This window comes from Chryseobacterium sp. YIM B08800 (assembly GCF_026163565.1).
Lineage (GTDB): Bacteria > Bacteroidota > Bacteroidia > Flavobacteriales > Weeksellaceae > Chryseobacterium.
The window spans coordinates 1-25,144 of sequence record NZ_JAPDKN010000040.1 but is presented as its reverse complement, the minus strand read 5'-3'; the positions used below and the strand labels follow the sequence as shown (position 1 = coordinate 25,144).

The following is a 25,144-nucleotide window of genomic DNA, read 5'->3' as shown; positions in this document are numbered from 1 at the left end:
TTGGTTTTAAATAAAATATTAAACATTCATCATGAAAGATTTATTTATCAAAAGATTTGAATATTATAAAATGCTCGGCGATAAATCATTTAAGCAACTTTCAGACGAGCAGGTTTTCTGGCAGTTCAAAGAAGAAAGTAATTCCATTGCCGTAATTGTGAAGCATGTTGCAGGAAATATGCTGTCGAGATGGACGAATTTTTTAACGGAGGATGGTGAAAAACCTTGGAGACACCGTGATGAAGAATTCGTAAATACTTTTAAAACGAAAGATGAGGTTTTGCAATATTGGGAAAAAGGCTGGAACTGTCTTTTTAATGCTTTAAATCAGATTAATGATGAAAATTTATATTCAACAATTTATATAAGAAACGAGGCGCATTCGGTGATTGATGCAGTTTTCAGACAATTGGCTCACTATCCTTATCATATCGGTCAGCTTGTTTTTATTGCTAAAATGATGAAAAATGAAGACTGGAAAACGCTTTCTATCGCAAGAAATAAATCTCAGGATTTTAATAAAGAAATGAAAGATAAATTTGCAAAAGATGAGTCAGAAATTCAAAATTCGTCTTCTGTTTGCTTTGCGAATAGTCCTGAAGTAAGAGACGATTATAAACTATAGACCAAATCAATTTAAGGTTTATATTAAATTGATTATCTTTGCACCCACAAAATTCAGGAAAATAAATGTCTCACTTTCATAGAACTGCCGCATTTCATACTCTTGGCTGCAAATTAAACTTTGCGGAAACATCTACTATTGCTCGTCAATTAACTGATGCTGGTTATGATAAGGTAAGCTTCGATGATAGAGCAGATATTTATGTAATCAATACTTGTTCGGTTACCGAAAACGCCGACCGTGAATGTAAACTTCACGTAAAAAGAGCCATGAAAGCCAATCCTGAAGGTTTGGTGGTAATTGTTGGATGTTATGCACAGTTGAAACCCGAAGAAATTTCACAAATCACTGGGGTAGATTTGGTTCTTGGAGCCAAAGAAAAATTCAATATTTTGAGTTATCTCGACGATTTAGAAAAATCTGAAAGCGAAGGTGTGGTTCATTCATGCGAAATCGAAGAAACCGATTTTTTTATCGGAAGTTATTCTATTGGCGACAGAACCAGAGCTTTTCTGAAAGTTCAGGATGGGTGCGATTACAAATGTACGTACTGTACAATTCCTTTAGCAAGAGGCATTTCACGTTCAGATACCATCGAAAATGTTCTGAAAAATGCCAGAGAAATTGCGGCAAAAGATATCAAGGAAATTGTTTTAACAGGTGTAAATATTGGTGATTACGGTAAAGGTGAGTTCGGGAACAAAAGACACGAACATACTTTTTTAGATTTAATTTCTGAACTTAATCAAGTTGAAGGAATTGAAAGAATCCGTATTTCTTCTATTGAGCCTAATCTTTTGAAAGACGAAAGCATCGAATTGGTTTCTAAAAGCAAGAGTTTTGTACCGCATTTTCATATCCCTTTGCAATCGGGAAGTGATGAATTGCTGAAAAAAATGAAACGTCGTTATCTTACCAAATTGTATAACGACAGGGTTCATAAAATCCGCGAAGTAATGCCCGATGCGGCAATTGGTGTGGATGTTATCGTTGGTTTCCCTGGCGAAACCGAAGAATTATTCATGGAAACGTATAACTTCCTGAATGAACTTCCTATTTCATATCTTCATGTATTTACTTATTCTGAAAGAGAAAATACCGAAGCAGTAGGAATGCAGGGTGTTGTTCCAATCCCGGAAAGAAAAAAACGTAATAAGATGCTTAGAATTCTTTCTGAAAAGAAGAAAATGGCATTTTACCAGACTCAATTAGGAAAAACGCTTCCTGTTCTTTGGGAGCATGAAAATAAAGACGGCAAAATGTACGGCTTCACAGAGAACTATGTGAGGGTGCAAAAAGACTTTGACCAGGCTTCAGTAAATCAAATTGAATTTCTAAATTTAGAAAAAATCCTGTCAGATGGCACGGTTTCTGTGCAATCGTCTTACGAAAGTTTTTTAGCAAAAGCATAGCCTGTTTGCTATATTTCCACTAAATTTATTCTTTAACGTTTTAAATCTATATTCTTATGAGAGATAAGTTTTTATCTTGGGGAATTGTATTGGTAGCTGCAACATGGGTTGTGGCGTTACTGATCAAAGCACATTATTGGATTCCTACGCTGTTAACAGCAATTTATGCATTAGGAGTTTATAATTCTTACCAAACAAAACATGCAATTCTAAGGAATTTTCCGGTTTTGGGATATTTCAGGTACTTTTTTGAAGGTATTTCGCCTGAAATGCAGCAGTATTTCATTGAAAGAGAAACAGACGGAAAACCATTTCCGAGAAATCAACGTTCTGCAGTCTACAGGCGTTCAAAAAATATCAGCGACACCGTTCCTTTTGGAACTCAGCTAGAAGTAAATCACAGAAAATATGAGGGCATTAAGCATTCTATTTATGCTAAATCTCCAAAAGAAGAACTTCCGAGAGTTTGGGTAGGAGGTGAGCAATGTACTCAACCTTATCATGCGTCGTTGTTTAATATTTCAGCGATGAGTTTTGGTGCATTGAGTGACAGGGCTCAAATTTCGCTAAATAAAGGTGCAAAAAAAGGAAATTTTTACCATAATACAGGAGAAGGAGGTATTTCACCTCACCATTTAGAAGGAGGAGATCTTTGCTGGCAAATAGGAACCGGATATTTTGGTTGTAGAGATGATGAAGGAAAATTTAATCCTGAATTGTTCACAAAATATTCTACGCTTCCCAATGTAAAAATGATTGAGATTAAATTATCTCAAGGTGCGAAACCTGGTCATGGTGGAGTTTTGCCGGGTGTGAAAAATACTCCCGAAATTGCTAAAATACGTCACGTCACACCAGGAATGACGATTATTTCTCCACCTTCTCATTCGTCTTTTTCTGATGCTGCGGGATTGTTGAGATTTGTACAACAGCTGAGGGAACTTTCTGGTGGTAAACCTGTTGGTTTTAAGCTGTGTATAGGTGATACCAAAGAGTTTGAAGATATTTGCGTTCAGATGAATGTTCTGAAAATTTATCCTGATTTTATAACCATCGACGGAGCAGAAGGAGGAACCGGAGCAGCACCACCTGAGTTTTCGGATGGAGTAGGGATGCCTTTGGAACCTGCTTTAATATTTGTAAATCGTACCCTGAGAAATTATAATCTTAGAAGTAAATTGCGCATCATTGCGAGTGGAAAAGTATTAACAAGTTTAGATATCTTAAGAGCGGTTGCAATGGGAGCAGATATGTGTAACAATGCGAGAGGATTTATGTTTTCTCTTGGCTGTATTCAGGCTTTGAGATGTAATAACAATAATTGTCCGACAGGTGTTGCAACACAGGATAAAATGTTAATTAAAGGGCTTGATGTAACTGATAAAGCGGAAAGGGTATATCATTTCCACAAAAATACATTGCACACTTGTAACGAATTAATTGCTGCGGCAGGAAGAAGTTCTTACGAAGAAGTTGATGCAAGTATGTTTATGCGAGGTGATGAGTTTGAGCATCTTTCAGATAAATATTTCCCGGATATTTTAGGGAATGTGAGATAAATAAAAAACGCTTCGAAATCCGAAGCGTTTTTTTATGTTTAAATTGTTTATTGTTGAGCAGAAGGTCTGTGCTTCGCTCCGTAAATTTGAAAACTGAAAACAAAAGAAGCATTTTGAAGATTGTAATAATTTGCATTTCTTGCAAATGCTGCTTTAGAAGGAACAATAATTACGCCCTGTAAATTATAAGAACTCTCGTTTAATAAATTTTCAAAACCGGTAAAATATTTTAAACCTTCTTTTAAACCTTTAATTTCGTAATAATTACTATCGCTTTGTCCTACACTTGTTTTTACAGATTTTTTCACATAATAAAACATAGGATCAGTTGTGGGAGACCCATTTCCGTCGATAGTGTTTAAAAGAACCCCTGCATTCCCCAATGACACATTTCCGTCTACATCTGTCGCAAGATAATAATTGGCTCTCATCATTGTTCTGATTTGAGTAGAATCTTCTATTGCAACACCAGTTGAAGGAGGCGTGGTATCTTCTGGCTGCGCTCCGGTTCTTTTAATATAAATAACTCCGGAAGGAAGCTTTTGAGGATTCAGCTCAGAAAGTTTTTTCTCATTATCATCAGCTGCATCCGATGTGAAAGCTTTTATGTTTCCCTGCGTATCCAAGTAGTTGTTATCCATGAATTTCTGAATAGCCTGCTCGTCATAAGAGTTTCTTACATTGATGTCTTCCGGTTCTACGAAAGTTTCCACTTCATCATCCTTTTTACAAGCTGCGAAACACAACGATCCTGCAAGGATATACAAAAATATTTTTTTCATTTCAAAAACTTTAATTACTTTACAAATAATATAACGACAAAAGTATAAAAAAATATGAGAATAGATAAATTTTTATGGAGCATTCGTTTTTATAAAACAAGATCGGTATCTGCGGATGAAATAAAAAAGAACAGAGTTTCTATCGGAACCTCGGTTGTAAAGTCTTCTAAAGAAGTAAAAGAAGGGGATATTATCAAAATCCGTAAAAACCAAATCGAGTATAAAATTAAAGTAATACAGATTCCTAAAAGTAGAATTGGGGCCAAATTAGTTCCGCTTCATATCAAAGATGTGACCGATAAAGATCAGTACGAGCAATTAATGATGAGAAAAATGTCTCAGGAATATTATCGCAACAGAGGAGAAGGTAGACCTACCAAAAAAGACAGAAGAGATATGGATGATTATGTAGAAAACGACGTAACTGCAGATTTTACAGATTGGGATGATTTTTTTGGTGAAGACGGGAATGATTCTGAAGCCAACGATTAAAAATAATTAAGGAAAAGAAAAAGCTCTAGAGATAGAGCTTTTCTATTATCTCCTGAATAATGTCTTCAGGATTTTTATTATCTGTATTAATACTAAACTGTGCTTTGTTATAAAAAACATTTCGCTCAAATAAATGTTTGGCAATAAATTCCGGGATATCTTCATCGGGAATTTTTGCAATTAAGGGTCTTTTTTCTTTCTGTTTTGAAATTCTTTCAGCTAAAGTTGAAATAGAAGCTCTTAAAAAAAAGCTTTTCGAGTTATTATTAATAATTTCCATATTATTATAATAAACCGGCGTTCCTCCACCCAAGCTTAAAACGATGTTTTCTTGGCTGGCTAAAATTTCCTCCAAAGTTTCTCTTTCTAGCTTTCTAAAGTGAATTTCTCCCTTTTTCTCGAAGATTTCGGGAATAGTCAATTTATTTCGACGAGAAATTTCTTTATCGAGGTCAATTAATTTAAAATTTATTTTATCGCTTAATATTTTGGAAATGTGAGATTTGCCACTTCCCATGTACCCTACTAGTGAAATTATCATGAAAATATTTTAAACAAATTTGCGAAAAAGTTTTGAGATAATGAAAAAAGTCCTATCTTTGCACCACTAAAAACAAGGGACATTACTTAACAATGAAACTTGATAATAAAGTGACCGACTCGGTAGCTCAGCTGGTAGAGCAATACACTTTTAATGTATGGGTCCTGGGTTCGAATCCCAGCCGGGTCACTAGCGAAAAATTACTAGATTTTTGTAATTTTATTGCCTGTGTGGTGAAATTGGTAGACACGCCATCTTGAGGGGGTGGTTTCCTAAGGATGTGCTGGTTCGAGTCCAGTCGCAGGCACTGCAGAAAAAATTATTTAATTAATAATTGATATTTTATAAAATTAATTTTATATTTGTCGTCGTTAATTGGATGTGACCGACTCGGTAGCTCAGCTGGTAGAGCAATACACTTTTAATGTATGGGTCCTGGGTTCGAATCCCAGCCGGGTCACAAGTTTACTGAAAAGTAAATTTTTTTCATATTAATATTTTGTGATTTGGTGTTCAAAGGCTTCCTTCCGGAAGCCTTTGATTTTTGTGTCAATCCAAATGCATATTATCAATCAGTCTTACTCCGTCTACATCAACTACAATAAAGGCTCTGTAAGAATTTTTATCTTCTCTTTGATTGGTTTCTTTTAATGTACTTTCATCAGCAATTAAAAAATATTCTAGTTTCATGTTTTGTTGATGAGAAAAAATTTCGTCTACATTTTCTTTAATGTTAAAAACTGAAGTGTTTTTAAACCATTCTTTAACTTTTGTTAATGTTTCGAAAATTATTTTGGCATCTTCTTTTCTTGCCTCAGTGAGACGTTGGTTTCTTGAGCTTAAAGCTAAACCATTTTCTGCTCTGTAAATAGAAACTCCTTTTATTTTAATAGGAAGTTGCTTTTTTTCGACCATTTTTTTGATAATAGCCAATTGCTGAAAATCTTTTTCTCCGAAATAAGCATTGTCTGGCTTTACCTGTCTGAAAAGTTCTTCAACTACAGTTCCTACGCCGTCAAAATGCCCCGGTCTTGATTTTCCTTCCATTTCGTTTTCCAAACCATCGTAGTCGTAATGCTGGCTTTCTGTTTTCTCAGGATAAATATCTTCAACTTGTGGAAGGTAAACAGCGTCTACCAGTTCTGAATTTTTTAGAATAAATATATCACGATCGGTATCTCTAGGGTATTTTTCGAGATCTTCAGCATTGTTAAATTGTGTAGGGTTTACAAATATTGAAGAAATTACCAAGTCGTTTTCTTTTCTGGCAGCCTCGTATAATGACAGATGACCATTGTGTAAAGCTCCCATTGTAGGTGCAAAACCTATTTTTTTGCCCATTTCCTTCTGTCTTTCTATAAAATCCTGAAGTGTTTTTTTGTTTTTTAGAACTTCCATAGTTTATTTTAATAACAATTCAAAAATACTAATATTAAGATATTTATTTTTAGTTTTCCACTAATATCTTAACAACTATCGTAAAAAAATGTTAATTAGGATAATGTTGAATGTTTTTTCGTAATTTTGCATATTAAGCGTTATTTAAAAATTATATAAAAAATTATATGCCCAATCAGAAAATACTGTACATTACCACAGAGATGTACCCTTATCAGGAAGATACAAATTTAGCAGCGGTGGTAAACAAGATGGCACTTAAAATGCACCAAGAAGGCAATGATGTAAGAGTTTTTATGCCAAGATTCGGACAGATAAGTGAGAGAAAATTCCAGCTTCATGAAGTAATTCGTCTTTCAGGGATGAATATTATTATCAATGATTTAGATCAGCCTTTAATTATTAAAGTGGCTTCACTTCCGGGTGAAAGACTACAGGTTTACTTTATCGATAATGAAGAATACTTTAAAAGAAAGCAATATTATTTTGATGACGAAGGAGTAGCTTTTGAAGATAATGACGAGAGAGCTATATTCTTTGCACGCGGTGTGATAGAAACGATCAAGAAACTAAACTGGGTTCCGGATGTTATCCACTTAAACGGATGGATGTCTTCTTTCGTGCCTATTTATCTGAAAACATACTACAAATCTGATACTTATTTCAAGGATGCTAAAATTGTACTTTCATTATATAATGAGAAAGATGCAGCTTTGGCAGGAAATGTAGGAGAGAAACTGCAGTTTGATAATATTTCAGATTTAAATGCGTTAAATAAACCAAGCTTCGAGAGTTTCGTAATTGAAAGTATGAATTATGTAGACGAAGTTGTAAAAGGTGACGAGTTTTTGAACGGTGATCTTGATAAAGGTTTCAATGAAACGACTACTTCAAAATCTGAATACCTTGATGTAGACTCTATCAGTAAATTATATTAATATACATTTTGATGATTTATAATATTAGAAAAATTTTCACCATTCTTTCTGTAATGGTTTTAGGTGGTGTTTTGGTTTATAACTGCGAACCGGAACCAGATTCTTTAGGTGAGCAACTATTTTTAAATGGTGCGGCAGAAGGAGCTGAAACTTCTTATGATCTTATTGCTTATAATATTAATAATAATGATACCATAAGAACAGATGCATTCAAATTATTAAATCTTATTAGCTCTGGCTCAACTTCTTCAACTGCTGTTTTGGGAGCTTTTGATGAGAATCAGTTTGGTAAGCAAAAAGCTTCTTATTTTACTCAAGTAAGATTAGCTTCTTATAACCCTGATTTTGGAACTAATGCGGTGGTAGATTCTGTGGTTTTGGTTCTTAAGCCTGTGGTGTCTTTAGATTCTCTTACAACTACCACAAATGAAAGTTATGTTTATCCGGATGGAAATGTTGATGCTAAAAAAGTAGTTAATACATATCCTATTAAAAAATATGGTAAAGCAAAACTTAACGGAGGTAAGCTTACTCTAAGGGTAAATGAAGTTACTGAATTTATGAATGGGGTTAATGATATTGTTTATTCTAATAAAAACTTCTTGACAAATACCACAGCTTTAGGTTCAAAAGAAATCAAAGATGGAAGTGTAAGTTCTGTTGTCGTTACAAAAGATTCTGATAACACTGAATTATTTACTTCATCGACCCCTTCAGTAAGAATTCAATTGACACCGTCTGTTTTCCAAACTAAAATTATTGATAAGAAAGGACAGCCAGAATTAAATGATGTGTCAAATTTTATCAGACATTTTAGAGGGTTGAAAGTATCTGTTGTTGAAAATGACGGTTACTTATTTCAGTTTACTCCAAATGATATGCAACTTATAATGTATTATAAGAATGATAAAGTTGAAAATGGAACAACTACAAGACCTCAAACAAAATATGAGTTTGATGTAAAAGGGACAAATGTACATTCTGCTTATTATGAGTATGATAGAACTAGTGCGGCTATTCAAAGTGTAATACCAAATACAACAACCGGAGATAAGAAATTGTATGCACAAGGAATGGGTGGTAATTCCATTGGTGTAAAATTCAAAAAAGAAGAGATAGATAAACTCAAACAGTTATATCAAAATGATAAAGCAGCTATTATCAGTGCAAAAATCAGAATCTATACAGATAAGTCAGAATGGTCTAATCCTTATGTAAAACCTACTAACTTTACGATTGTTCAAAGAGATAAAGACTCTAGTGGAAAAGAAACAACAGCATTTACCACAGATTATACTTCTCTAGGAGCTTTATTTATCCCGTTAAGAGCGTATGATTTGGATAAGAACCCTGCTTATTACGATTTTACAGTAACCAAATCTTTAAAAGATATTGTTGAATCGGGGGCTGCTTATAATGATAAATATTTCAAAATAGATCTTGCTCAGTTTGCACCTAACTCTTCAGGTACTATTGCGGGATACAATTATACTACCAGAGCCTTTTCTATGGGAAGAGCTGTCTTTGTAGGATCAGACCCAACAAACGCTGAGAATGATACAACCGTTACTCCTAATGAAATTAAACTAAGAGTGACTTTCGGAACAAAAAAATAAAATATTAAAAAATACACTTGATTAAAATATGTGCGGAATAGTTGGTTATACAGGTTTTCAAGATGCTTATGATATTGTTATCAATGGTCTTAGAAGATTAGAATATAGAGGTTACGACAGTGCCGGAATTGTTTTAGAAAATACTGCCAACAGCTTTAGTGTTGAAAAAACCAAAGGAAAAGTTGATGATTTAGTCAATATTTCTCATAATTTAAAAGGAACTGCAAAAATAGGAATGGGGCATACGCGTTGGGCAACTCACGGTGTACCAAGCGATAGAAACTCGCATCCTCATGTTTCTAACAATGGGAAAATTGCACTTGTTCATAATGGTATTATTGAAAATTATGATACAATTAAAACAATGCTTACCGAGAAAGGGTTTTCTTTCAAATCTGAAACAGATACAGAAGTTTTAGTTAATCTTATTCAGTATTTTACTGAGCTTAGCTCAGAAACTGATTTTCCTGAAGCTGTAAGATATGCTCTTAACGAAGTTTATGGAGCTTATGCTATTACAGTAATGCACGAAGATTATCCAGGACTTTTGGTTGTTGCAAGATTAGGTTCTCCGTTGGCAATCGGAATTGGTGATAAAGAATATTTTATTGCGTCTGATGCTTCTCCTTTTGTTGAATTTACAAAAGAAGCGATTTACCTTGAAGAAGGTCACATGGCAACTATATCATTAGAAGGCGGTGTAGACATCAGAACAATCACAGAAAATTCTAAAATAATTCCTGAAATTCAAGAATTAAAATTAAGTTTAGAGCAGATCGAAAAAGGTGGATACGAGCATTTTATGTTGAAAGAAATCTTTGAACAGCCAAAATCTATTCACGATACAATGAGAGGAAGACTTATTGTAAATGAAGGTGTTATTAAAATGGCGGGAATTTGGGATCATGTAGAAAAATTCAAAAACGCTAACAGAATCATCATCATTGCTTGTGGTACTTCATGGCACGCAGGTCTTATCGGTGAATATTTAATTGAAGAATTTGCAAGAGTTCCTGTAGAAGTAGAATATGCTTCAGAATTTAGATACAGAAATCCGATTATTACAGATAAAGATGTTGTAATTGCTATCTCTCAGTCAGGAGAAACTGCAGATACAATGGCTGCATTAAAACTAGCTAAAGAAAAAGGTGCATTTATATATGGTATATGTAATGTAGTAGATTCTTCTATTGCGAGAATTACAGATGCGGGATCTTACACTCATGCAGGACCAGAAATTGGTGTTGCTTCTACAAAAGCGTTTACTGCTCAGTTAACTATTCTTTCTTTAATTGCATTAAAATTAGGAAAACATAATGGTAATTTAGGAAATGCTGAATTTATGAGTCTTATCTCTGAACTGGATGCGATTCCTAAGAAAATCGAAGAAGTTTTGGAGGGAACTCACGAGCTTACTCAAAATATTGCAAAAGACTTTATTAATGCAACCAATTTCCTTTACTTAGGAAGAGGTTACAATTATCCTGCAGCTTTGGAAGGTGCTCTTAAATTAAAAGAGATTTCTTACATCCATGCTGAAGGTTATCCTGCGGCAGAAATGAAGCACGGACCAATCGCTCTAATTGACGAAAATATGCCAATCGTTATCATTGCACCTAAAAAAGGACACTACGATAAGATTGTAAGTAATGTGCAGGAAATTAAAGCTAGAAAAGGTAAAGTAATTGCGGTAGTAAACAAAGGAGATACTCAGGTAAGTTCAATGGCAGATTATGTAATTGAAATTCCTGAAACTTCAGAATGTTTTTCTCCAATAGTAGCCTCAGTGCCTTTACAGCTATTAGCTTATTATATAGCAGTGTATAGAGGTGCTAATGTAGACCAGCCAAGAAATCTTGCAAAATCAGTAACTGTAGAGTAAAAAGTACTTGGAAATAAAATAAGTTCAGGTTTTTTTCGTTATTCTAAAAAAAATCTTAAAAGTTTCTTAAAAAAATTATATATTTACGGCTTAATTATAAAAATTAACATGAAAAGGATATTTCTTTTATTATTGTCTGCGTCGGTAGCATCGGTATCTTGTTCAGGTGGTGGATCTTCTTCTGTAGGGAAGCCTGGAACAAAAGGAGAATTGATACCTAGAGAAAAAACAAAATCATTTGTTGCACAAAGACCTTATGGTATGGTGGCAATTCCTGGCGGTTCGTTTATTGCTGGTATGGCCGATGAATCATTTACCAATAATGGTGAAACTGCACCTTTGAAAACTGTAACTGTTGCTCCTTTCTTTATGGATGAGGCGGAAACTACTAATGCAGAATACAGGGTTTTCATCAATTATGTAAGAGATTCTATCGCTAGAACTATGCTTGCTGAAGCAGCTGGTGAAGGTGGCGATGGTGGTGGCCGAGGTGCAAGCATCGGAGACTATGCTTATCTTGCTAAAAAAGAAGAAAATTTAACACCATATCAAGAATATCTTGAAGGAGCCGGAGGTAGAGACGGTTACGATGATACTAAAAGATTAGATTGGAAAATTCCATTACATTGGAATACATCAAAATATCCTGATGTAGAATATGCTGAAGTTCTTGAGTCTATGTATTTACCTGCATCTTCTAGAGTAGGAAGTGAAAGACTTATTGATGTTAGTAAATTAAAATATGGTTATAGATGGGGAGATATGGATGTTGCTATCGCTGATAACGAAAGAGGTGCAAACTTCTTAAGAAGCGAAAGTATTGCAATCTATCCAGATACAACAGTTTGGGTAAATGATTTCCACTTTACTTATAATGAGCCTTTATTTGAACAGTATTTCTGGCACAAAGCTTACAAAGATTATCCTGTTGTTGGGGTAACTTGGGATCAGGCAAGAGCATACTGTGATTTCAGAACTAAATTAAAGTCTGATTATAACGAAAGCTTGAAAAGAAAACAACAAAGACCTTTACGTTTCCGTCTTCCTAACGAAATGGAATGGGAATACGCAGCAAGAGGTGGAAAACAAAATGCTACTTATCCTTGGGGTGGTCCTTATTTAATGGATGATAGAGGTTGTTATTTAGCAAACTTCAAGCCAAAAAGAGGTAGCTATATGGAAGATGAGAAAAAAGGAACTTACACTTACACTGCTCCTGTAAAAAAATTCAAAAAGAATACTTTCGGATTATTTGATATGGCAGGTAACGTTTCTGAATGGACAGAATCAGGTTATAACAATTCTGCTTATGGATTCTCTTCTACTTTAAATCCTTCTATTAAATCTAAAGTAGATAACAAAAAATCTGTAAGAGGAGGTTCTTGGAAAGATGTTGGTTATATGTTGATGACAGGTGCAAGAGACTGGGAAAACAAAGATTCTGCAAGAAGTTATATCGGTTTCAGAACAGTACAAGATATTCCTGAAGCAGCTGTTAAAGCGAAAAGAGTTAACAGATAATATTGCTTAAATTATTTTTATTATCAATTTATAACATTTAAAAAAAACTAACTTATATGTTTAAGACTAAAGATGCTTGGATGAATTTCTTCTATTCATTCGGTGCTGCAATTGTAATTCTTGGAGCTTGGCTTAAAATTACTCACATTACCTTGGGACCAATTAACGGAAACATCGCTCTTACAGTAGGGCTTGTAACTGAGGCGATTATCTTTATTATTTTTGCATTCGACCCTCCTGCTGCTGAAGAGTCGTACCACTGGGAAAATGTTTATCCTGAATTGTTGGATAAGCATGCAAATCCAAATCCTCTACATTCAAATATCTCTGCAAAGAATACAGTAGATCATTTTGCGGAATTAGAGAACTCTCTTTCAAGTAAGTTAGATAAAATGCTTCAGGATGCTAAGCTTGACGTACAATTATTTGATAGACTAAGAACAGGGATTGATAAATTCTCAAGCTCAGTAGATCAAATCAACCAAACTGTTGACGTATCTGCTTCTACACACAAATACAATGACCAATTAAACAAAGCTGCTTCACACATGGAAAGCATGAATGCTCTTTATGCAATGCAGTTAGAAAATGGTCAGAGACAATCAGATTTTGCTAAAAAATATGTTGATGATATGCAAAAATCAGCAGAGCAATCTGAGAAATTTAATCAAGAATTACAAGGTTTAACAACTAACTTAAACAGCTTAAACAGAGTTTACGGTGGTATGTTAACTGCTATGAAGTCATAATTCCTTAACCATTATTTAAACAAAAAACTAAAGAAAAAAGAATGGCAAAAGGAAAACAGACTCCACGTCAGAAGATGATCAACCTGATGTATTTGGTGTTCATCGCTATGATGGCCCTCAACATCGATGTTGAAATTATCAGATCATATTATGATTCTACAAGAGCCTTAAATGAAACAAGGTTTTTGACAGAGCAGAAAAATGAAGATATTTTTGAAAAAACATTAGAGGCTAAAGCTGAACAAGTGCCCGATACTTATGCAACAGCTTGGGAACAGTATAAGGGACTGAAAGCTAAGATCGATGTATTGGTAAAAGCAGCTGAAGATATCAAAGTAACGCTTAAGAAACAATCAGACTTCCATGATAAAGATCCTAAAACAGGAAAAGACATGGATGTAAGTGAAAACTTCTCAGCATTGAACAATAATGAGGCTACAACTGAATATTTCTTTAAGGATGGTGATGAAAACACACCTTCTGCAAAAGCTTTAGAGCTTAAAAAGCAATTAGATGATGTAAGATCTTACATTGTGGCTAATTTTGGAGGTAACCCACAGTTGTTGAAATTAGTTGAAAGAGCAAATAGATCTATCATTGCAGAGTATCCTGCAGGGAAATCTCCAAATGGTAAAACTTGGTTTCAGAATAAATTCTATCACCAACCTCTTATTGCTGCGATTTCAAATCTAGAGATTATTCAGAATGATGCAAGAAACGTACAGTCAGATGCATTGGCGTTAATGCTTCAGGAAAAAGTTGATGCTAGTATTAAGTTTAATCAATATGAAGCAATTGTTTCTGCTCCAACTGATGTACAAGCTGGTAAAAAAGCTGAGGCTATTGTTATGTTAGGTAACTATTCTAACAGTAGTAAAATTAGCATCAGTGGTGTTAGCAGACAAGAAAATGGAAAAGGATTCCTACCTTTAAATACTGGAGGTCTTGGTGAGAAAAAGATTGGTGGTGTAATTACTTTAACAGATGCAACTGGTAAAGCAACGCAATATCCATTTACACATACTTATAATGTAATCGCAGGTCCACAACAAGTAAAACTTGAACAAGGTCTGTTACTTTCAGCTGATAAGATGAACGTTATGTATAGAGGACTACAGAATCCTGTTTCAGGATCTATCCTTGGTGCAGATAATGCTCAACTATCTTTAACAGCTTCAAGTGGAAATGTATCAAGCTCAGGTAAGGGTAAATGGAATGTAAAACCAACTACTGGAAATACAATTAATCTGACACTTTCAGGTACTGATCCTACAGGTAAGAGAGTATCTCAAGTATTTGAATATAGAATTAAAAATGTACCTCCTCCACAAGGTCAAATGAGAGGACAGAATGCTCTAAGCATGCCGGCTAGCTCAATTAAAAACCAAACTGTACAGGCAGCGATTCCAGATTTCGACTTCCCGGTTAGTTTCACTGTAACTGAATTTATGGTTAGAGTTCCTGGTAAAGCAGCAATGTTGGTAAAAGGAAATTCATTAGAACCTGCAGAAGGTTTATTGAAAAATGTAAGATCTGGAGATATTGTTTCGATTATTGAAATCAAAGCAACAGCTCAAGGATTGGAAGGACCTGTTAAGAGAATTACTCCAATCGTTATTAATGTTCCATAAGGTTAAATAGAATTATTATGAAAAAATATATTAGCAGTCTTTTAGTATTAGCATCTGGGTTTGCATTTTCTCAGACTATTCTAAATGCCTCTTCTCCGGAAGAGTTCAGACAGATGAGAGCTGAAAATATGAAAAAAGTAGGAGATACTGTTGTTAGTAATAAAGTTACTCCTTTAGAATATGGCTTTGTAGATGAGAAAGACATCTTAAAAAGTATGACGGTATGGGAAGTTATTGATCTTAATGATAAGATTAATCAACCATTCTATTATGATAACCCAAATGGATTATTATCTAAAACTACCAGATCTTTATATCAAGTTTTGTTAGATGGAGCTATGAGTGGTCAAATTGAAGAAGTTTATGATGACGAAAACTTTTCTACCAAACTTACTCCTGAGCAAATAAAAGCTAGATTACAAAAAATTGTAACTGGTGATGCTATCGTTGATATTATTGCATCAGGTAGAAAGCCTACAGAGCAAGAAATAAAAGAAAATACCGATATTTTTGAAACTACATCTGAAAATGTTAAGATGTTAAAAATTATGGGTATGTGGTTTATTGACAAAAGAGATGGTATGATGAAATACAGACCTCTTGGTATAGCTGCAATGGGACCAGACCCTAATGTTCAAGGTGTTTTTGATGCAAATGGTAATCCAATTGCTGGTAAAGATGAATTAATCGATTTATTTTGGATTTATTATCCAAAAGCGAGAGATATTTTAGCAAACAATTATGTATACAACAGAGCAAATTCGTCAGCGGATTTATCTTTTGATGATATAATTAATGCAAGAAGATTCTCTTCGATCATCTACAAATCAAGCAGCGGTCTAGGTGACGGTACTATTAAAGATTATATTCCTAGAAATGCTGAAGAGCAGTTGGCTGAAAGCCAAAGAATCAAGGATCAGATTCTTCAAATGGAAAACGATATGTGGAATTACTAAATTTCACTTGATATTTATAAAAAACCTGAGTACATTTACTCAGGTTTTTTTATTATATAATCACCTTTTTATATAGCTGTGGCAAGTGATTATATATGAATTTTAATAGAATCCTTTATATGAAAAATGTAGATTACATCATTGTTGGTGATGGTTATGCGGCTTTATTTTTTGCTCATCAGTTGCTTTTAAATAATAAATCTTTTGTAATTTTCTCAGAAGGAAAAAAAAGTGCTTCACAAATTTCTGCAGGAATTATCAATCCGGTAGTTTTAAAAAAGTTTACGACATTTTGGTTAGCACAAGAACAAATAGATTTCTTGAAAAAATCTTTAAAAGAAATTGAATTTTATACAGGTGAAAATTATTTGATAGAATCTCCTATTCATAGAATTTTTCATGATGAGAATGAACAAAAGCTTTGGCTTAAAAAATCGGTGAATGATGACCTAAAAAACTTTTTAGATGAAAATTTCGATCATTTAAATGGGGTAAAAAACGACTTTCAGACAGGAAAGGTCAATCAGTCAGCGAGACTTAATGTTAAGGGATTTTTCACTGGTTTATTAGGTTATTTAGAAAATAAAGGGAATTTAATCAAAGAAAAATTTGATTATTCTAAAATCGATACTTCAAATTCTGTTTACAAAGATTTTAGCTTTAAAAATATTTTGTTTTGTGAAGGAATGGGGGTAAAAGAAAATTCATACTTTTCAGATATTGCTGTTAATCCAAACAAAGGACATCACATTCGTGTAAAACTTTCTGAACCTATTCAGCAGGATATTACCATTAAGAAAAAACATTTTTTATTTCCTTTGGAAGATAATCTCCATTTTTATGGTGGAACGTATGATAGAGAACAATTGCATCACGAAATAGATAATTCTGCAGTCGAGCAATTACAAAAAGGGCTTTCAGAATTTTATCCAAACGATTTTGAAATTAAAGAAGTGCATTTTGGCTTCAGACCAACCGTAAAAGATAGAAGACCTATTTTGGGAAGGCATTCTCAGCATTCCAATTTGTATGTATTTAATGGCCTAGGAGCTCGCGGAATTCTTAATGGATGTTATTTCTCAAAGACATTATTTGATTATATTGAAAATAATATTCCATTACCCAAAGAGATTTCAATCGATAGATTTTAAAGAAAAAGACGCTTTTTTAAGCGTCTTTGTTTATTATTGTAAAGCCATTTTTTTGGTTGGCTGATCTTTTTTTGCATGAAATAAAACCATATCGGCATCTTTTTTTAAAAAAGTGACTTCATTTTTGGTCTCTGTAAATTGATATTTGTTATCTGCTGTAGAAAAACTGGGGTTTTCTATGTTTTTTTTGAGCTCATAACTTTGTCCGTTTAATCTTACAACAACAGTGTTTTTAGTATTATTGGTAATAATTTCCATTTCGTCACCGTGACGGTCTACAACAGTTGTCTTTGTAATGTCATCCTGAGATGTATGCGCTTCTTGCTTTACTGCTGCTGTGTCTGGGTCTTTGGCGGAATGTGTACACGCCGATAATGCGAGGATTATAAAAAATCCGACGGGAAAATTCTTCATCTGTAACTTTGGTTTTTAAGGGTTTAATAAATTGTTTTGGTGGTACAAAATTACAAATATTAGTTGTTAAAATGCGTTAAATTTTAATAATTTAAAAGATTTATATGGTTATAAAATGATTTTTTTTAAAGTTAAATTTAATGAATCGCTTCTCTCATTGATTTTTTCAGCGTATTTCAAGAAGAGTTAAATTTTGTTAATAGTGAATCGAGTATTAAAATCAAGACATACATTTGCATCTTGAAATGAGAAACTATATCGTATATTTTTTGACCAGCCTTTTTCTGCTTTTTATAGTGGAAAGCAAACTTAATGTCAAAACTTTACGCAGTGATTTTTCTGGTCATGTTTCTCATAATTATCCAAACAAGCTTAATCATACCAAATTACCTGCAAAATTTTCTGTTAATCAAATATCAGATACTACAGATGGTTTTTCGATAGAATTGGCTGAAGACGATTTTCAGTTTTCAGATACGGTGCAGGCAATTATTGTTTTTGCCAGTGTATTTGGGTTGATTTATTCATTTGGATTATTATTCAAAAAAAGGTTTAAACCTTCAATTTCCGAATTTTTACAGCATTTCAATTCTGTAAAAACATTTATTCTGATTCGTTCTATCAGAATCTAAAATTTCATTTTTCGATTTTCTTTTTTGTTCCAAAACCGGAACAAAAATACGTTGCGTTGTGTTTGGAATGATTTCACAATGTAAAAACTCCAGAATTATTTATTCAAATTAAACTTTTAACGATTATACCACTCTAAAATTATGATGAAAAGAGTTGTCTCAGGTGCTGTCTTAAGCGCTGTTCTCTTGCTGTTTAGCTGTAACGAGAAAAAGGAAGAAAAACAAGAAGATTCAGTGTATCCGGTGACTTCACCTGTGAAAATGGATACGATTATTAACAAAGATTTTGTAGCTCAAATCCAATCTGTAAAAAACATTGAAATCCGTGCTCAGGAAAAAGGTTTCCTTGAGAAAATCTATGTAGACGAAGGTCAATATGTAAAGGCCGGACAAACATTATTCAGAATTATGCCTCAATTGTATCAGGCTGAATTATTAAAAGCAAAAGCTGAAGTAGAGCAGGCTTCAATTGAGCTGAGAAATGCAAGTACTTTAGCAAGCAACGATATTGTTTCTAAGAACGAAAGATTAATGGCAAAAGCTAAATTGGATGCTGCCAATGCTGAAATGAAATTAGCACAAATCCATCTTTCATTTACAGATATTAAAGCTCCGTTCTCTGGAGTGATCGACAGAATTCCTTTAAAACTGGGAAGTTTGGTAGACGAAGGTGATCTTTTAACGACGCTTTCAGACAACACAGATATTTACAGTTATTTCAATGTTTCTGAACCTGAATATCTTAATTATCAGAAGAATGTTGCAGACCGAGGAAATCAGAATGTAAATCTGGTAATGGCAAACGGAGATTTATTTAATCAAACCGGACAAATTCAAACCATCGAAGGTCAGTTTGATAACGAAACCGGGAATATTGCTTTCAGAGCTAAGTTCCCAAATCCTGAAAAACTATTAAGAAATGGTGAAACAGGAAAAGTCCGTATGACTTTACCGTTGAAGAACGCTTTAATTATTCCTCAGAAAGCAACCTACGAAATTCAGGATCAAAAATATGTTTTTGTTGTTGATAAAAATGGAGTAGCAAAATCTAAAAATATTAAGGTTGCCTATGAACTTCCGGATATTTACGTTGTTGCATCTGGTCTTTCAGGAGGTGATAAAATCTTATTGGAAGGAGTTCAGAAAGTGAAAGACGACCAAAAAGTAAAAGTGAAATTCCAGGATCCGAAGAAAGTTCTTCAATCTTTAAAATTAAAAGCAGAGTAAAAATAAATGATAATTGATAAGCGATCATTGATCCATCATTCATCATTAATAATTTATCATTTATAATTTTTTTATGTTTAAAAAATTCATACGCAGACCTGTTCTGTCGATTGTAATCTCTTTGATTATCGTTTTTATGGGAGTTTTATCGTTAATGAAACTTCCTATTACTCAGTTTCCTGCGATTTCGCCACCAAAAGTAAATATTACGGCAACTTATCCGGGTGCGAATAACGAATTATTGATTAAATCTGTAGTTATTCCATTGGAAAGAGGGCTAAATGGTCTTCCGGGAATGAAATATATGACTTCCGATGCAGGAAATGATGGTGAAACTTCCATTCAGGTAGTATTTGATTTGGGAACCGACCCAAATGTTGCAGCGGTTAATGTTCAGAATCGTGTTTCTTCGGTAGTGAATAAGCTTCCACCTTTGGTTGTGCGTGAAGGGGTAAAAATTACCCGTGAAGAACCCAATATGTTGATGTACATAAACTTGTACAGTGACGATCCTAAAGCTGACCAAAAATTCCTTTTCAACTATGCAGATATCAATGTAATGTCTGAATTGAGAAGGGTAAGTGGAGTAGGTTTTGCCGACATTTTGGGAACCAGAGAATATGCAATGCGTATTTGGCTGAAACCTGACAGATTAACGGCTTACAATATTTCAGCCGATGAAGTAATGGAAGCTTTAAACCAACAAAGTTTGGAAGCTTCTCCCGGAAAAACGGGGGAAAGTTCGGGGAAACGTTCTCAGTCTTTTGAATATATTTTGAAATATTCAGGACGTTTTAATAATGAAAAAGATTACGGAAATATTATTCTTAAAGCTAAATCTGCCGGCGAATTTGTAAGATTAAAAGATGTTGCCGATATCGAATTTGGTTCTTCGATGTACGATATTTATTCTACATTAAATGGAAAACCATCTGCTGCGATTACAGTAAAACAATCTTATGGTTCTAACGCAAGTGACGTTATCAAAAACGTAAAAGTTTTAATGAAAGACCTTGAAAAAACTACTTTTCCTAAAGGAATGCATTATGACATCAGTTATGATGTTTCAAGATTCTTGGATGCATCCATTGAAAAAGTAGTGCATACTTTATTTGAAGCCTTTATTTTGGTAGCAATCGTGGTATTTTTATTCTTGGGAGATTGGCGTTCAACATTGATTCCGGCAATCGCAGTTCCGGTTTCATTGGTAGGAACTTTTGCAGTGATGTCCGCATTTGGAATTACTTTAAATATGATTTCGCTTTTCGCTTTGGTAATGGCAATTGGAGTCGTCGTCGATGATGCAATTGTTGTGATTGAAGCGGTTCACGCCAAGATGGAAGAAAAAGGTCTTTCTGCATTAAAAGCAACTGAAGAAGCGATGCACGAGATCAGTGGAGCGATTATCGCAATCACATTGGTAATGGCGGCGGTATTTATTCCGGTGGCATTTATGTCGGGTCCGGTGGGTGTTTTCTATCGCCAGTTCTCTATTACAATGGCTTCATCGATTATTCTTTCAGGAGTTGTTGCGTTGACATTGACTCCGGCTTTATGTGCTTTAATTCTAAAAAATAATCACGGGAAAGCTAAAAAGAAAGGTCCGATCACGATCCTTTTAGATAAATTTAATAATGCATTTAATAAAGGAGCGGGTAAATATGAAAAGGTATTGAATAAAACAGTCACTAAAAAGTTCATCACACTTCCTTTGTTATTGTTTTTTTGTGCTTGTACTTACTTTTTAAGCAACTCATTGCCTTCAGGATTTATTCCTAGTGAAGATCAGGGAATGATCTATGGGATTATCCAGACTCCGCCGGGTTCAACATTAGAAAGAACCAATCAGATTGCAAGAGAATTGTTGAAAGAATCTGAAGATATTGATGGAGTACAGTCCGTTTCATCTTTAGCTGGCTACGAAATTCTTACAGAAGGAACAGGTTCAAATTCAGGAACGTGTTTGATTAACCTTAAAAGCTGGGAAGAACGCTCAGAATCTGCTGCTGAGATTATAGAAAAGCTCGAAGAAAAAGCTAAAAATATTCCGGGAGCGAATATTGAATTTTTTCAACCGCCTTCTATTCCTGGTTATGGTGCTGCAGGTGGTTTTGAATTAAGACTTCTCGATAAAGCAGGAAGTGGAGATTACCATAAAATGGAGCAGGTAAGTACCGATTTTGTGAAAGAATTGAAAAAACGTCCGGAATTAGGTTCCGCATTCACGTTCTATTCTGCGAGTTTCCCTCAGTATATGCTTAAAATAGATAACGATCTGGCAGAGCAAAAAGGCGTAAGTATCGAAAAAGCAATGGACAATCTTTCTACTTTGATTGGTTCAAACTATGAAACAAGTTTCATCCGCTTCGACAGACCTTATAAAGTGATTGTTCAGGCGGGGCCACAATATCGTGCTTTGCCAAGTGACTTGATGAAATTGTATGTGAAAAATGACAAAGATCAAATGGTTCCGTATTCCGATTTTATGCATTTGGAAAAAGTGTATGGTCTTTCAGAGATCACGAGACATAATATGTATAATTCTTCTGAAGTAAGTGGAACTCCGGCTCCGGGTTATAGTTCAGGACAGGCGATCAAAGCCATTCAGGAAGTTGCTGATAAAACGTTACCAAGAGGTTTCGGGATCGACTGGGCAGGAATTTCAAAAGACGAAGTAGGTCGTGGAAACGAAGCGGTTTATATCTTCTTGATCTGTTTAGGATTTGTTTATTTAATTCTTTCGGCGCAGTATGAAAGTTTCATTCTCCCTTTACCAGTAATTCTTTCCTTACCGACAGGGATTTTCGGAGCGTTTTTATGTCTGAAATTATTAGGATTGGAAAACAACATTTACGCACAGGTTGCAATGGTCATGCTGATCGGACTTTTAGGTAAAAATGCGGTATTGATCATTGAATTTGCAGTTCAGAAAAAAGCAGAAGAAGGAATTTCGGTGGCAAAAGCAGCGATTGAAGGTGCAGCAGTGCGTTTCAGACCAATTTTGATGACCTCATTTGCATTTGTTGCAGGATTAATTCCTTTGGTAATGGCAACCGGACCGGGAGCTGTAGGAAACAGAACTATCGGAACCGCGGCTGCAGGAGGTATGCTTTTAGGAACCGTTTTCGGACTGATGATCATTCCTGGATTATATTACATTTTCGGAACGATTGCCGACAAAACAAGATTGGCAAAATACGAAGAAGAAAATCCTTTAACAGAACAAACAGAACCTTACCAACACGATGATAAACATGAAGATTTATAATAAATATATTGCAGCCATTGCCGTATCGCTTGTTTTGGCGGGCTGTAAAGCTCCGATGGCAACGGTGATTCAAGACGACGTAAAAAATAATATTCCTGAGAATTTTAAACAAGATGAACAGCAGGATGTTAATAACAACAGCGGAACAACACCGTGGAGACAGTTCTTTACTGATCCTAATCTTGTAAGTTTAATTGAAACTTCTCTTAAGAATAATCAGGAGTTGATGATTACCCTTCAGGAAATTGAAATTGCCAAAAGTGGAGTGGTTGCTAAAAAAGGAAAACTTTCCCCAATTGTGAGAGCTGGTTTAGGAGCCGGAGTAAAAAAAGCGGGTCGTTACACCAGTGAAGGAGCGGGAGATGCTTCAACTGAAATTGAACCAGGAAAAGAAATGCCTGATCCGCTTGGGAATTTCGAGGGAGGTTTGATGGCAAACTGGGAAATCGACATCTGGAAAAAACTCAGAAATGAGAAAGATGCAGCCGTTGCTCATTATCTTTCGACTGTGGAAGGAAAGAATTTTGTTCTTTCAAATCTGATTGAGGAAGTTGCTGATAATTATTACGAATTACTGGCGCTTGATAACCAATTGGATATTATTCAGCAATATATCAAACTGCAGACGAGAGCTTTAGAAATTTCAAAAATCCAGAAACAGGCAGCTGCCGCAACAGAATTGGCAGTGAAAAAGTTTGAAGCTGAATTGGCTAAATCAAAAGCGACAGAATACACGATCCGTCAGGAAATCACTGAAAAGGAAAATCAGATCAATGCGCTTTGTGGTCGTTATCCGCAACCGATCGTAAGAACTAAGGAAAGCTTTATGTCGACCATTCCGCAAACGGTTTATACAGGAATTCCGTCTCAGTTATTGGCAAATCGTCCCGATATTAAACAGGCTGAATTAGAATTAAAGGCTGCAAAACTAGATGTTGAAGCGGCAAGAAAAGAATTCTATCCAAGCTTGGAAATCTCTGCAACTTTAGGATTGGAAGCTTTTAAACCTTCTTATTTAGTTAAAATGCCAGAGTCTATTGCTTACAATTTGGTTGGAGAATTGGCAGGACCACTGATTAATAAAAGTGCGATTAAAGCTAATTTTCAAACAGCAGATGCAAAACAAATTCAGGCTTTGTATGAATATGACAAAACCATTCTGAATGCGTATTTAGATATTTCAAATCTAATGTCGAAAGTGAAAAATATTGACCAATATTATCAGTTAAAATCACAAGAAACACAGGCTTTAGACCAATCTATTGATATTGCTAATCAGCTTTTCAAAAACTCAAGAGCAGATTATTTGGAAGTTCTTTTAAACCAAAGAGATGCTTTAGATGCAAAAATGGAATTGATCGAAGCCAAAGAAAAACAGTTAAGCACTGTTGTCGACATCTACAAAAGTTTAGGTGGCGGCTGGAAATAAGGTTAAGTTTTTTTATTCATATATCATTATTTCATTCGTTGAAGTCCGGTTCTAACTTTAGAGCCGGACTTTTTATTGAAAATAATTTACATCAAAATAAAACGCGTCAAGTTTTGGCGCATTACCACTATAGCTTTGCAGTATAAAATATTGAGAGTTATGGAAATCCCGTTTTATTTAAGCTTCAGAGAATTTGAAAATGATTATTATAACAATCTAGAAAACTGGTTTGAAAACAATCGAAATACAAATGAGACCGATTTTCTTCTTCATCTGAAAGAGATGTATAAGCCGTATTTATGCTATAATTTTTCGAAAGACAGATTGCAGGCAGATGCCGTGATCGAAATAAATAATTGTTTCTTTCCATATCATGAAAACTTTGGAATTTCTTTTAATATGAATCTTAAAAATGCGAAAAATTTTAAAACAGGAATCAGCAACATTTCAGAAATGAAAAGTATCACGATGATGGAATATGCTCAACATATTTTAGACAGAATCCATCAATATTTTCAGAAAAATAAAATTTCGATGAAAGAAAATGAAACGATTCTGGATTACATCAATCATTACGAATTGATCACCGCAAAAGAAAAAACAGGCTACTGCCCCGATTACAATCTGCATCAGAAAAAAATTCCGTTTTTAAAGGCTTTTCTTCCTCGTTTCGGAAGTACGGTAGATATGTCTCTATACCGAAATTTTTATTTTTCGGTGGTACGAATTGCAGATTTCATAGACTCTAAATTGAATGACGTTAAGGCTTTCGACCAAAGTATTTACAGCGAACTAAAATCTGAAGCGATGATAAAAGTTCACATGAGAGGTCATAGTTTTCTTACGATTTGTAATTGATTTTTTTAGGAGCTTAATCCCGCTTTCCGCACTCGCTATTTTTTTTTGGTTTCGGCGGCGGCT

Annotated in this window: 21 protein-coding genes and 3 tRNA genes; 20 read left to right on the top strand and 4 right to left on the bottom strand. The window is 34.5% G+C overall.

All coding sequences use genetic code 11. The annotated features are described in order from the left end of the window. The first annotated feature begins 31 nt into the window (after positions 1–31). The 3 genes from OEW74_RS14835 to OEW74_RS14825 all read left to right on the top strand — a co-directional run bounded on the left by OEW74_RS14835 (position 32) and on the right by OEW74_RS14825 (position 3,596). On the top strand, positions 32–625 hold the full coding sequence (locus OEW74_RS14835) for a DUF1572 domain-containing protein (protein WP_265429212.1): 594 nt from the start codon (positions 32–34) through the stop codon (positions 623–625). Between the two features lie 65 nt (positions 626–690). Next, on the top strand, positions 691–2,037 hold the full coding sequence (gene mtaB, locus OEW74_RS14830) for a tRNA (N(6)-L-threonylcarbamoyladenosine(37)-C(2))-methylthiotransferase MtaB (RefSeq protein ID WP_265429211.1): 1,347 nt from the start codon (positions 691–693) through the stop codon (positions 2,035–2,037). Positions 2,038–2,093: 56 nt separating this feature from the next. Further along, positions 2,094–3,596 (top strand): FMN-binding glutamate synthase family protein, encoded by a 1,503-nt coding sequence (locus OEW74_RS14825; protein WP_265429210.1) that lies wholly within the window; start codon positions 2,094–2,096, stop codon positions 3,594–3,596. Positions 3,597–3,643: 47 nt separating this feature from the next. Here the strand turns inward: OEW74_RS14825 and OEW74_RS14820 are convergent, their stop codons facing one another. Continuing rightward, a complete protein-coding gene (locus tag OEW74_RS14820; RefSeq protein WP_265429209.1) occupies positions 3,644–4,378 on the bottom strand; it encodes a hypothetical protein in 735 nt (244 codons plus the stop codon). 54 nt (positions 4,379–4,432) lie between these two features. Between OEW74_RS14820 and OEW74_RS14815 the strand changes: the two genes are divergently transcribed. Then, positions 4,433–4,870: an RNA-binding S4 domain-containing protein gene (locus OEW74_RS14815; RefSeq protein ID WP_265429208.1), complete on the top strand. Its 438-nt coding sequence runs from the start codon at positions 4,433–4,435 to the stop codon at positions 4,868–4,870. Positions 4,871–4,895: 25 nt separating this feature from the next. Here OEW74_RS14815 and OEW74_RS14810 read toward each other — a convergent pair whose 3' ends face one another. Continuing rightward, the gene (locus tag OEW74_RS14810) at positions 4,896–5,411 is read right to left on the bottom strand and encodes a shikimate kinase (RefSeq protein ID WP_265429207.1); all 516 of its coding nucleotides are present in this window, start codon (positions 5,409–5,411) and stop codon (positions 4,896–4,898) included. Between the two features lie 116 nt (positions 5,412–5,527). Here OEW74_RS14810 and OEW74_RS14805 point away from each other — a divergent pair. The 3 genes from OEW74_RS14805 to OEW74_RS14795 all read left to right on the top strand — a co-directional run bounded on the left by OEW74_RS14805 (position 5,528) and on the right by OEW74_RS14795 (position 5,871). Then, a tRNA-Lys gene (locus OEW74_RS14805) sits at positions 5,528–5,600 on the top strand. 35 nt (positions 5,601–5,635) lie between these two features. Continuing rightward, positions 5,636–5,718: transfer RNA gene (locus tag OEW74_RS14800), tRNA-Leu, on the top strand. A gap of 80 nt (positions 5,719–5,798) precedes the next feature. Further along, positions 5,799–5,871: transfer RNA gene (locus OEW74_RS14795), tRNA-Lys, on the top strand. Between the two features lie 89 nt (positions 5,872–5,960). Here OEW74_RS14795 and panC read toward each other — a convergent pair. After that, positions 5,961–6,809, bottom strand: a complete 849-nt coding sequence (gene panC / locus OEW74_RS14790; RefSeq protein WP_265429206.1) for a pantoate--beta-alanine ligase — start codon at positions 6,807–6,809, stop codon at positions 5,961–5,963. Between the two features lie 167 nt (positions 6,810–6,976). On the opposite strand from panC, the gene OEW74_RS14785 reads away from it, so the two are divergent. From OEW74_RS14785 to OEW74_RS14750, 8 genes are all read left to right on the top strand, one after another. Then, complete coding sequence (locus OEW74_RS14785; RefSeq protein WP_265429205.1) at positions 6,977–7,747, top strand: glycogen/starch synthase; 771 nt, start codon at positions 6,977–6,979, stop codon at positions 7,745–7,747. Positions 7,748–7,758: 11 nt separating this feature from the next. After that, a complete protein-coding gene (locus tag OEW74_RS14780) occupies positions 7,759–9,363 on the top strand; it encodes a DUF4270 family protein (protein ID WP_265429204.1) in 1,605 nt (534 codons plus the stop codon). Positions 9,364–9,391: 28 nt separating this feature from the next. Next, positions 9,392–11,245 (top strand): glutamine--fructose-6-phosphate transaminase (isomerizing), encoded by a 1,854-nt coding sequence (glmS, locus tag OEW74_RS14775; protein ID WP_265429203.1) that lies wholly within the window; start codon positions 9,392–9,394, stop codon positions 11,243–11,245. Between the two features lie 108 nt (positions 11,246–11,353). Beyond that, positions 11,354–12,766 (top strand): gliding motility lipoprotein GldK, encoded by a 1,413-nt coding sequence (gene gldK / locus OEW74_RS14770; protein ID WP_265429202.1) that lies wholly within the window; start codon positions 11,354–11,356, stop codon positions 12,764–12,766. A 56-nt stretch (positions 12,767–12,822) separates the two neighbouring features. Beyond that, positions 12,823–13,515, top strand: coding sequence for a gliding motility protein GldL (gene gldL, locus OEW74_RS14765; protein WP_102979805.1), 693 nt, complete (start codon positions 12,823–12,825; stop codon positions 13,513–13,515). 41 nt (positions 13,516–13,556) lie between these two features. Further along, positions 13,557–15,146 carry a GldM family protein gene (locus OEW74_RS14760; protein ID WP_265429201.1) on the top strand — a complete coding sequence of 530 codons (1,590 nt, stop codon included), beginning with the start codon at positions 13,557–13,559 and terminating at the stop codon, positions 15,144–15,146. A gap of 17 nt (positions 15,147–15,163) precedes the next feature. Beyond that, positions 15,164–16,102 carry a gliding motility protein GldN gene (gene gldN / locus OEW74_RS14755; RefSeq protein ID WP_265429200.1) on the top strand — a complete coding sequence of 313 codons (939 nt, stop codon included), beginning with the start codon at positions 15,164–15,166 and terminating at the stop codon, positions 16,100–16,102. Between the two features lie 119 nt (positions 16,103–16,221). After that, entirely contained in the window at positions 16,222–17,253 is a 1,032-nt protein-coding gene (locus OEW74_RS14750) for an NAD(P)/FAD-dependent oxidoreductase (RefSeq protein WP_265429199.1), read from the top strand. Positions 17,254–17,286: 33 nt separating this feature from the next. On the opposite strand, the gene OEW74_RS14745 is transcribed toward OEW74_RS14750, so the two are convergent. Beyond that, the gene (locus OEW74_RS14745; protein WP_265429198.1) at positions 17,287–17,667 is read right to left on the bottom strand and encodes a hypothetical protein; all 381 of its coding nucleotides are present in this window, start codon (positions 17,665–17,667) and stop codon (positions 17,287–17,289) included. Positions 17,668–17,963: 296 nt separating this feature from the next. Between OEW74_RS14745 and OEW74_RS14740 the strand changes: the two genes are divergently transcribed. The 5 genes from OEW74_RS14740 to OEW74_RS14720 all read left to right on the top strand — a co-directional run bounded on the left by OEW74_RS14740 (position 17,964) and on the right by OEW74_RS14720 (position 25,081). Next, the gene (locus OEW74_RS14740; protein WP_265429197.1) at positions 17,964–18,299 is read left to right on the top strand and encodes a hypothetical protein; all 336 of its coding nucleotides are present in this window, start codon (positions 17,964–17,966) and stop codon (positions 18,297–18,299) included. 144 nt (positions 18,300–18,443) lie between these two features. After that, entirely contained in the window at positions 18,444–19,526 is a 1,083-nt protein-coding gene (locus OEW74_RS14735; protein ID WP_265429196.1) for an efflux RND transporter periplasmic adaptor subunit, read from the top strand. Positions 19,527–19,599: 73 nt separating this feature from the next. Beyond that, on the top strand, positions 19,600–22,794 hold the full coding sequence (locus OEW74_RS14730) for an efflux RND transporter permease subunit (RefSeq protein WP_265429195.1): 3,195 nt from the start codon (positions 19,600–19,602) through the stop codon (positions 22,792–22,794). Next, positions 22,781–24,223: a TolC family protein gene (locus tag OEW74_RS14725; RefSeq protein ID WP_265429194.1), complete on the top strand. Its 1,443-nt coding sequence runs from the start codon at positions 22,781–22,783 to the stop codon at positions 24,221–24,223. Before OEW74_RS14730 ends, OEW74_RS14725 begins: the two co-directional genes overlap by 14 nt. A gap of 159 nt (positions 24,224–24,382) precedes the next feature. After that, on the top strand, positions 24,383–25,081 hold the full coding sequence (locus OEW74_RS14720) for a hypothetical protein (RefSeq protein ID WP_265429193.1): 699 nt from the start codon (positions 24,383–24,385) through the stop codon (positions 25,079–25,081). Positions 25,082–25,144 lie beyond the last annotated feature (63 nt).

What these genes read in the sequence shown, in the direction of transcription:
- OEW74_RS14750 (WP_265429199.1), top strand. Translation starts at nt 16,222, where the DNA reads ATGAAAAATGTAGATTACATCATTGTTGGTGATGGTTATGCGGCTTTA.
- OEW74_RS14815 (WP_265429208.1), top strand. Translation starts at nt 4,433, where the DNA reads ATGAGAATAGATAAATTTTTATGGAGCATTCGTTTTTATAAAACAAGA.
- OEW74_RS14725 (WP_265429194.1), top strand. Translation starts at nt 22,781, where the DNA reads ATGAAGATTTATAATAAATATATTGCAGCCATTGCCGTATCGCTTGTT.
- gldN (WP_265429200.1), top strand. Translation starts at nt 15,164, where the DNA reads ATGAAAAAATATATTAGCAGTCTTTTAGTATTAGCATCTGGGTTTGCA.
- mtaB (WP_265429211.1), top strand. Translation starts at nt 691, where the DNA reads ATGTCTCACTTTCATAGAACTGCCGCATTTCATACTCTTGGCTGCAAA.
- OEW74_RS14825 (WP_265429210.1), top strand. Translation starts at nt 2,094, where the DNA reads ATGAGAGATAAGTTTTTATCTTGGGGAATTGTATTGGTAGCTGCAACA.
- OEW74_RS14720 (WP_265429193.1), top strand. Translation starts at nt 24,383, where the DNA reads ATGGAAATCCCGTTTTATTTAAGCTTCAGAGAATTTGAAAATGATTAT.
- OEW74_RS14810 (WP_265429207.1), bottom strand. Translation starts at nt 5,411, where the DNA reads ATGATAATTTCACTAGTAGGGTACATGGGAAGTGGCAAATCTCACATT.
- gldL (WP_102979805.1), top strand. Translation starts at nt 12,823, where the DNA reads ATGTTTAAGACTAAAGATGCTTGGATGAATTTCTTCTATTCATTCGGT.
- OEW74_RS14785 (WP_265429205.1), top strand. Translation starts at nt 6,977, where the DNA reads ATGCCCAATCAGAAAATACTGTACATTACCACAGAGATGTACCCTTAT.
- OEW74_RS14730 (WP_265429195.1), top strand. Translation starts at nt 19,600, where the DNA reads ATGTTTAAAAAATTCATACGCAGACCTGTTCTGTCGATTGTAATCTCT.
- gldK (WP_265429202.1), top strand. Translation starts at nt 11,354, where the DNA reads ATGAAAAGGATATTTCTTTTATTATTGTCTGCGTCGGTAGCATCGGTA.
- glmS (WP_265429203.1), top strand. Translation starts at nt 9,392, where the DNA reads ATGTGCGGAATAGTTGGTTATACAGGTTTTCAAGATGCTTATGATATT.
- OEW74_RS14820 (WP_265429209.1), bottom strand. Translation starts at nt 4,378, where the DNA reads ATGAAAAAAATATTTTTGTATATCCTTGCAGGATCGTTGTGTTTCGCA.
- panC (WP_265429206.1), bottom strand. Translation starts at nt 6,809, where the DNA reads ATGGAAGTTCTAAAAAACAAAAAAACACTTCAGGATTTTATAGAAAGA.
- OEW74_RS14760 (WP_265429201.1), top strand. Translation starts at nt 13,557, where the DNA reads ATGGCAAAAGGAAAACAGACTCCACGTCAGAAGATGATCAACCTGATG.
- OEW74_RS14780 (WP_265429204.1), top strand. Translation starts at nt 7,759, where the DNA reads ATGATTTATAATATTAGAAAAATTTTCACCATTCTTTCTGTAATGGTT.
- OEW74_RS14735 (WP_265429196.1), top strand. Translation starts at nt 18,444, where the DNA reads ATGAAAAGAGTTGTCTCAGGTGCTGTCTTAAGCGCTGTTCTCTTGCTG.
- OEW74_RS14745 (WP_265429198.1), bottom strand. Translation starts at nt 17,667, where the DNA reads ATGAAGAATTTTCCCGTCGGATTTTTTATAATCCTCGCATTATCGGCG.
- OEW74_RS14835 (WP_265429212.1), top strand. Translation starts at nt 32, where the DNA reads ATGAAAGATTTATTTATCAAAAGATTTGAATATTATAAAATGCTCGGC.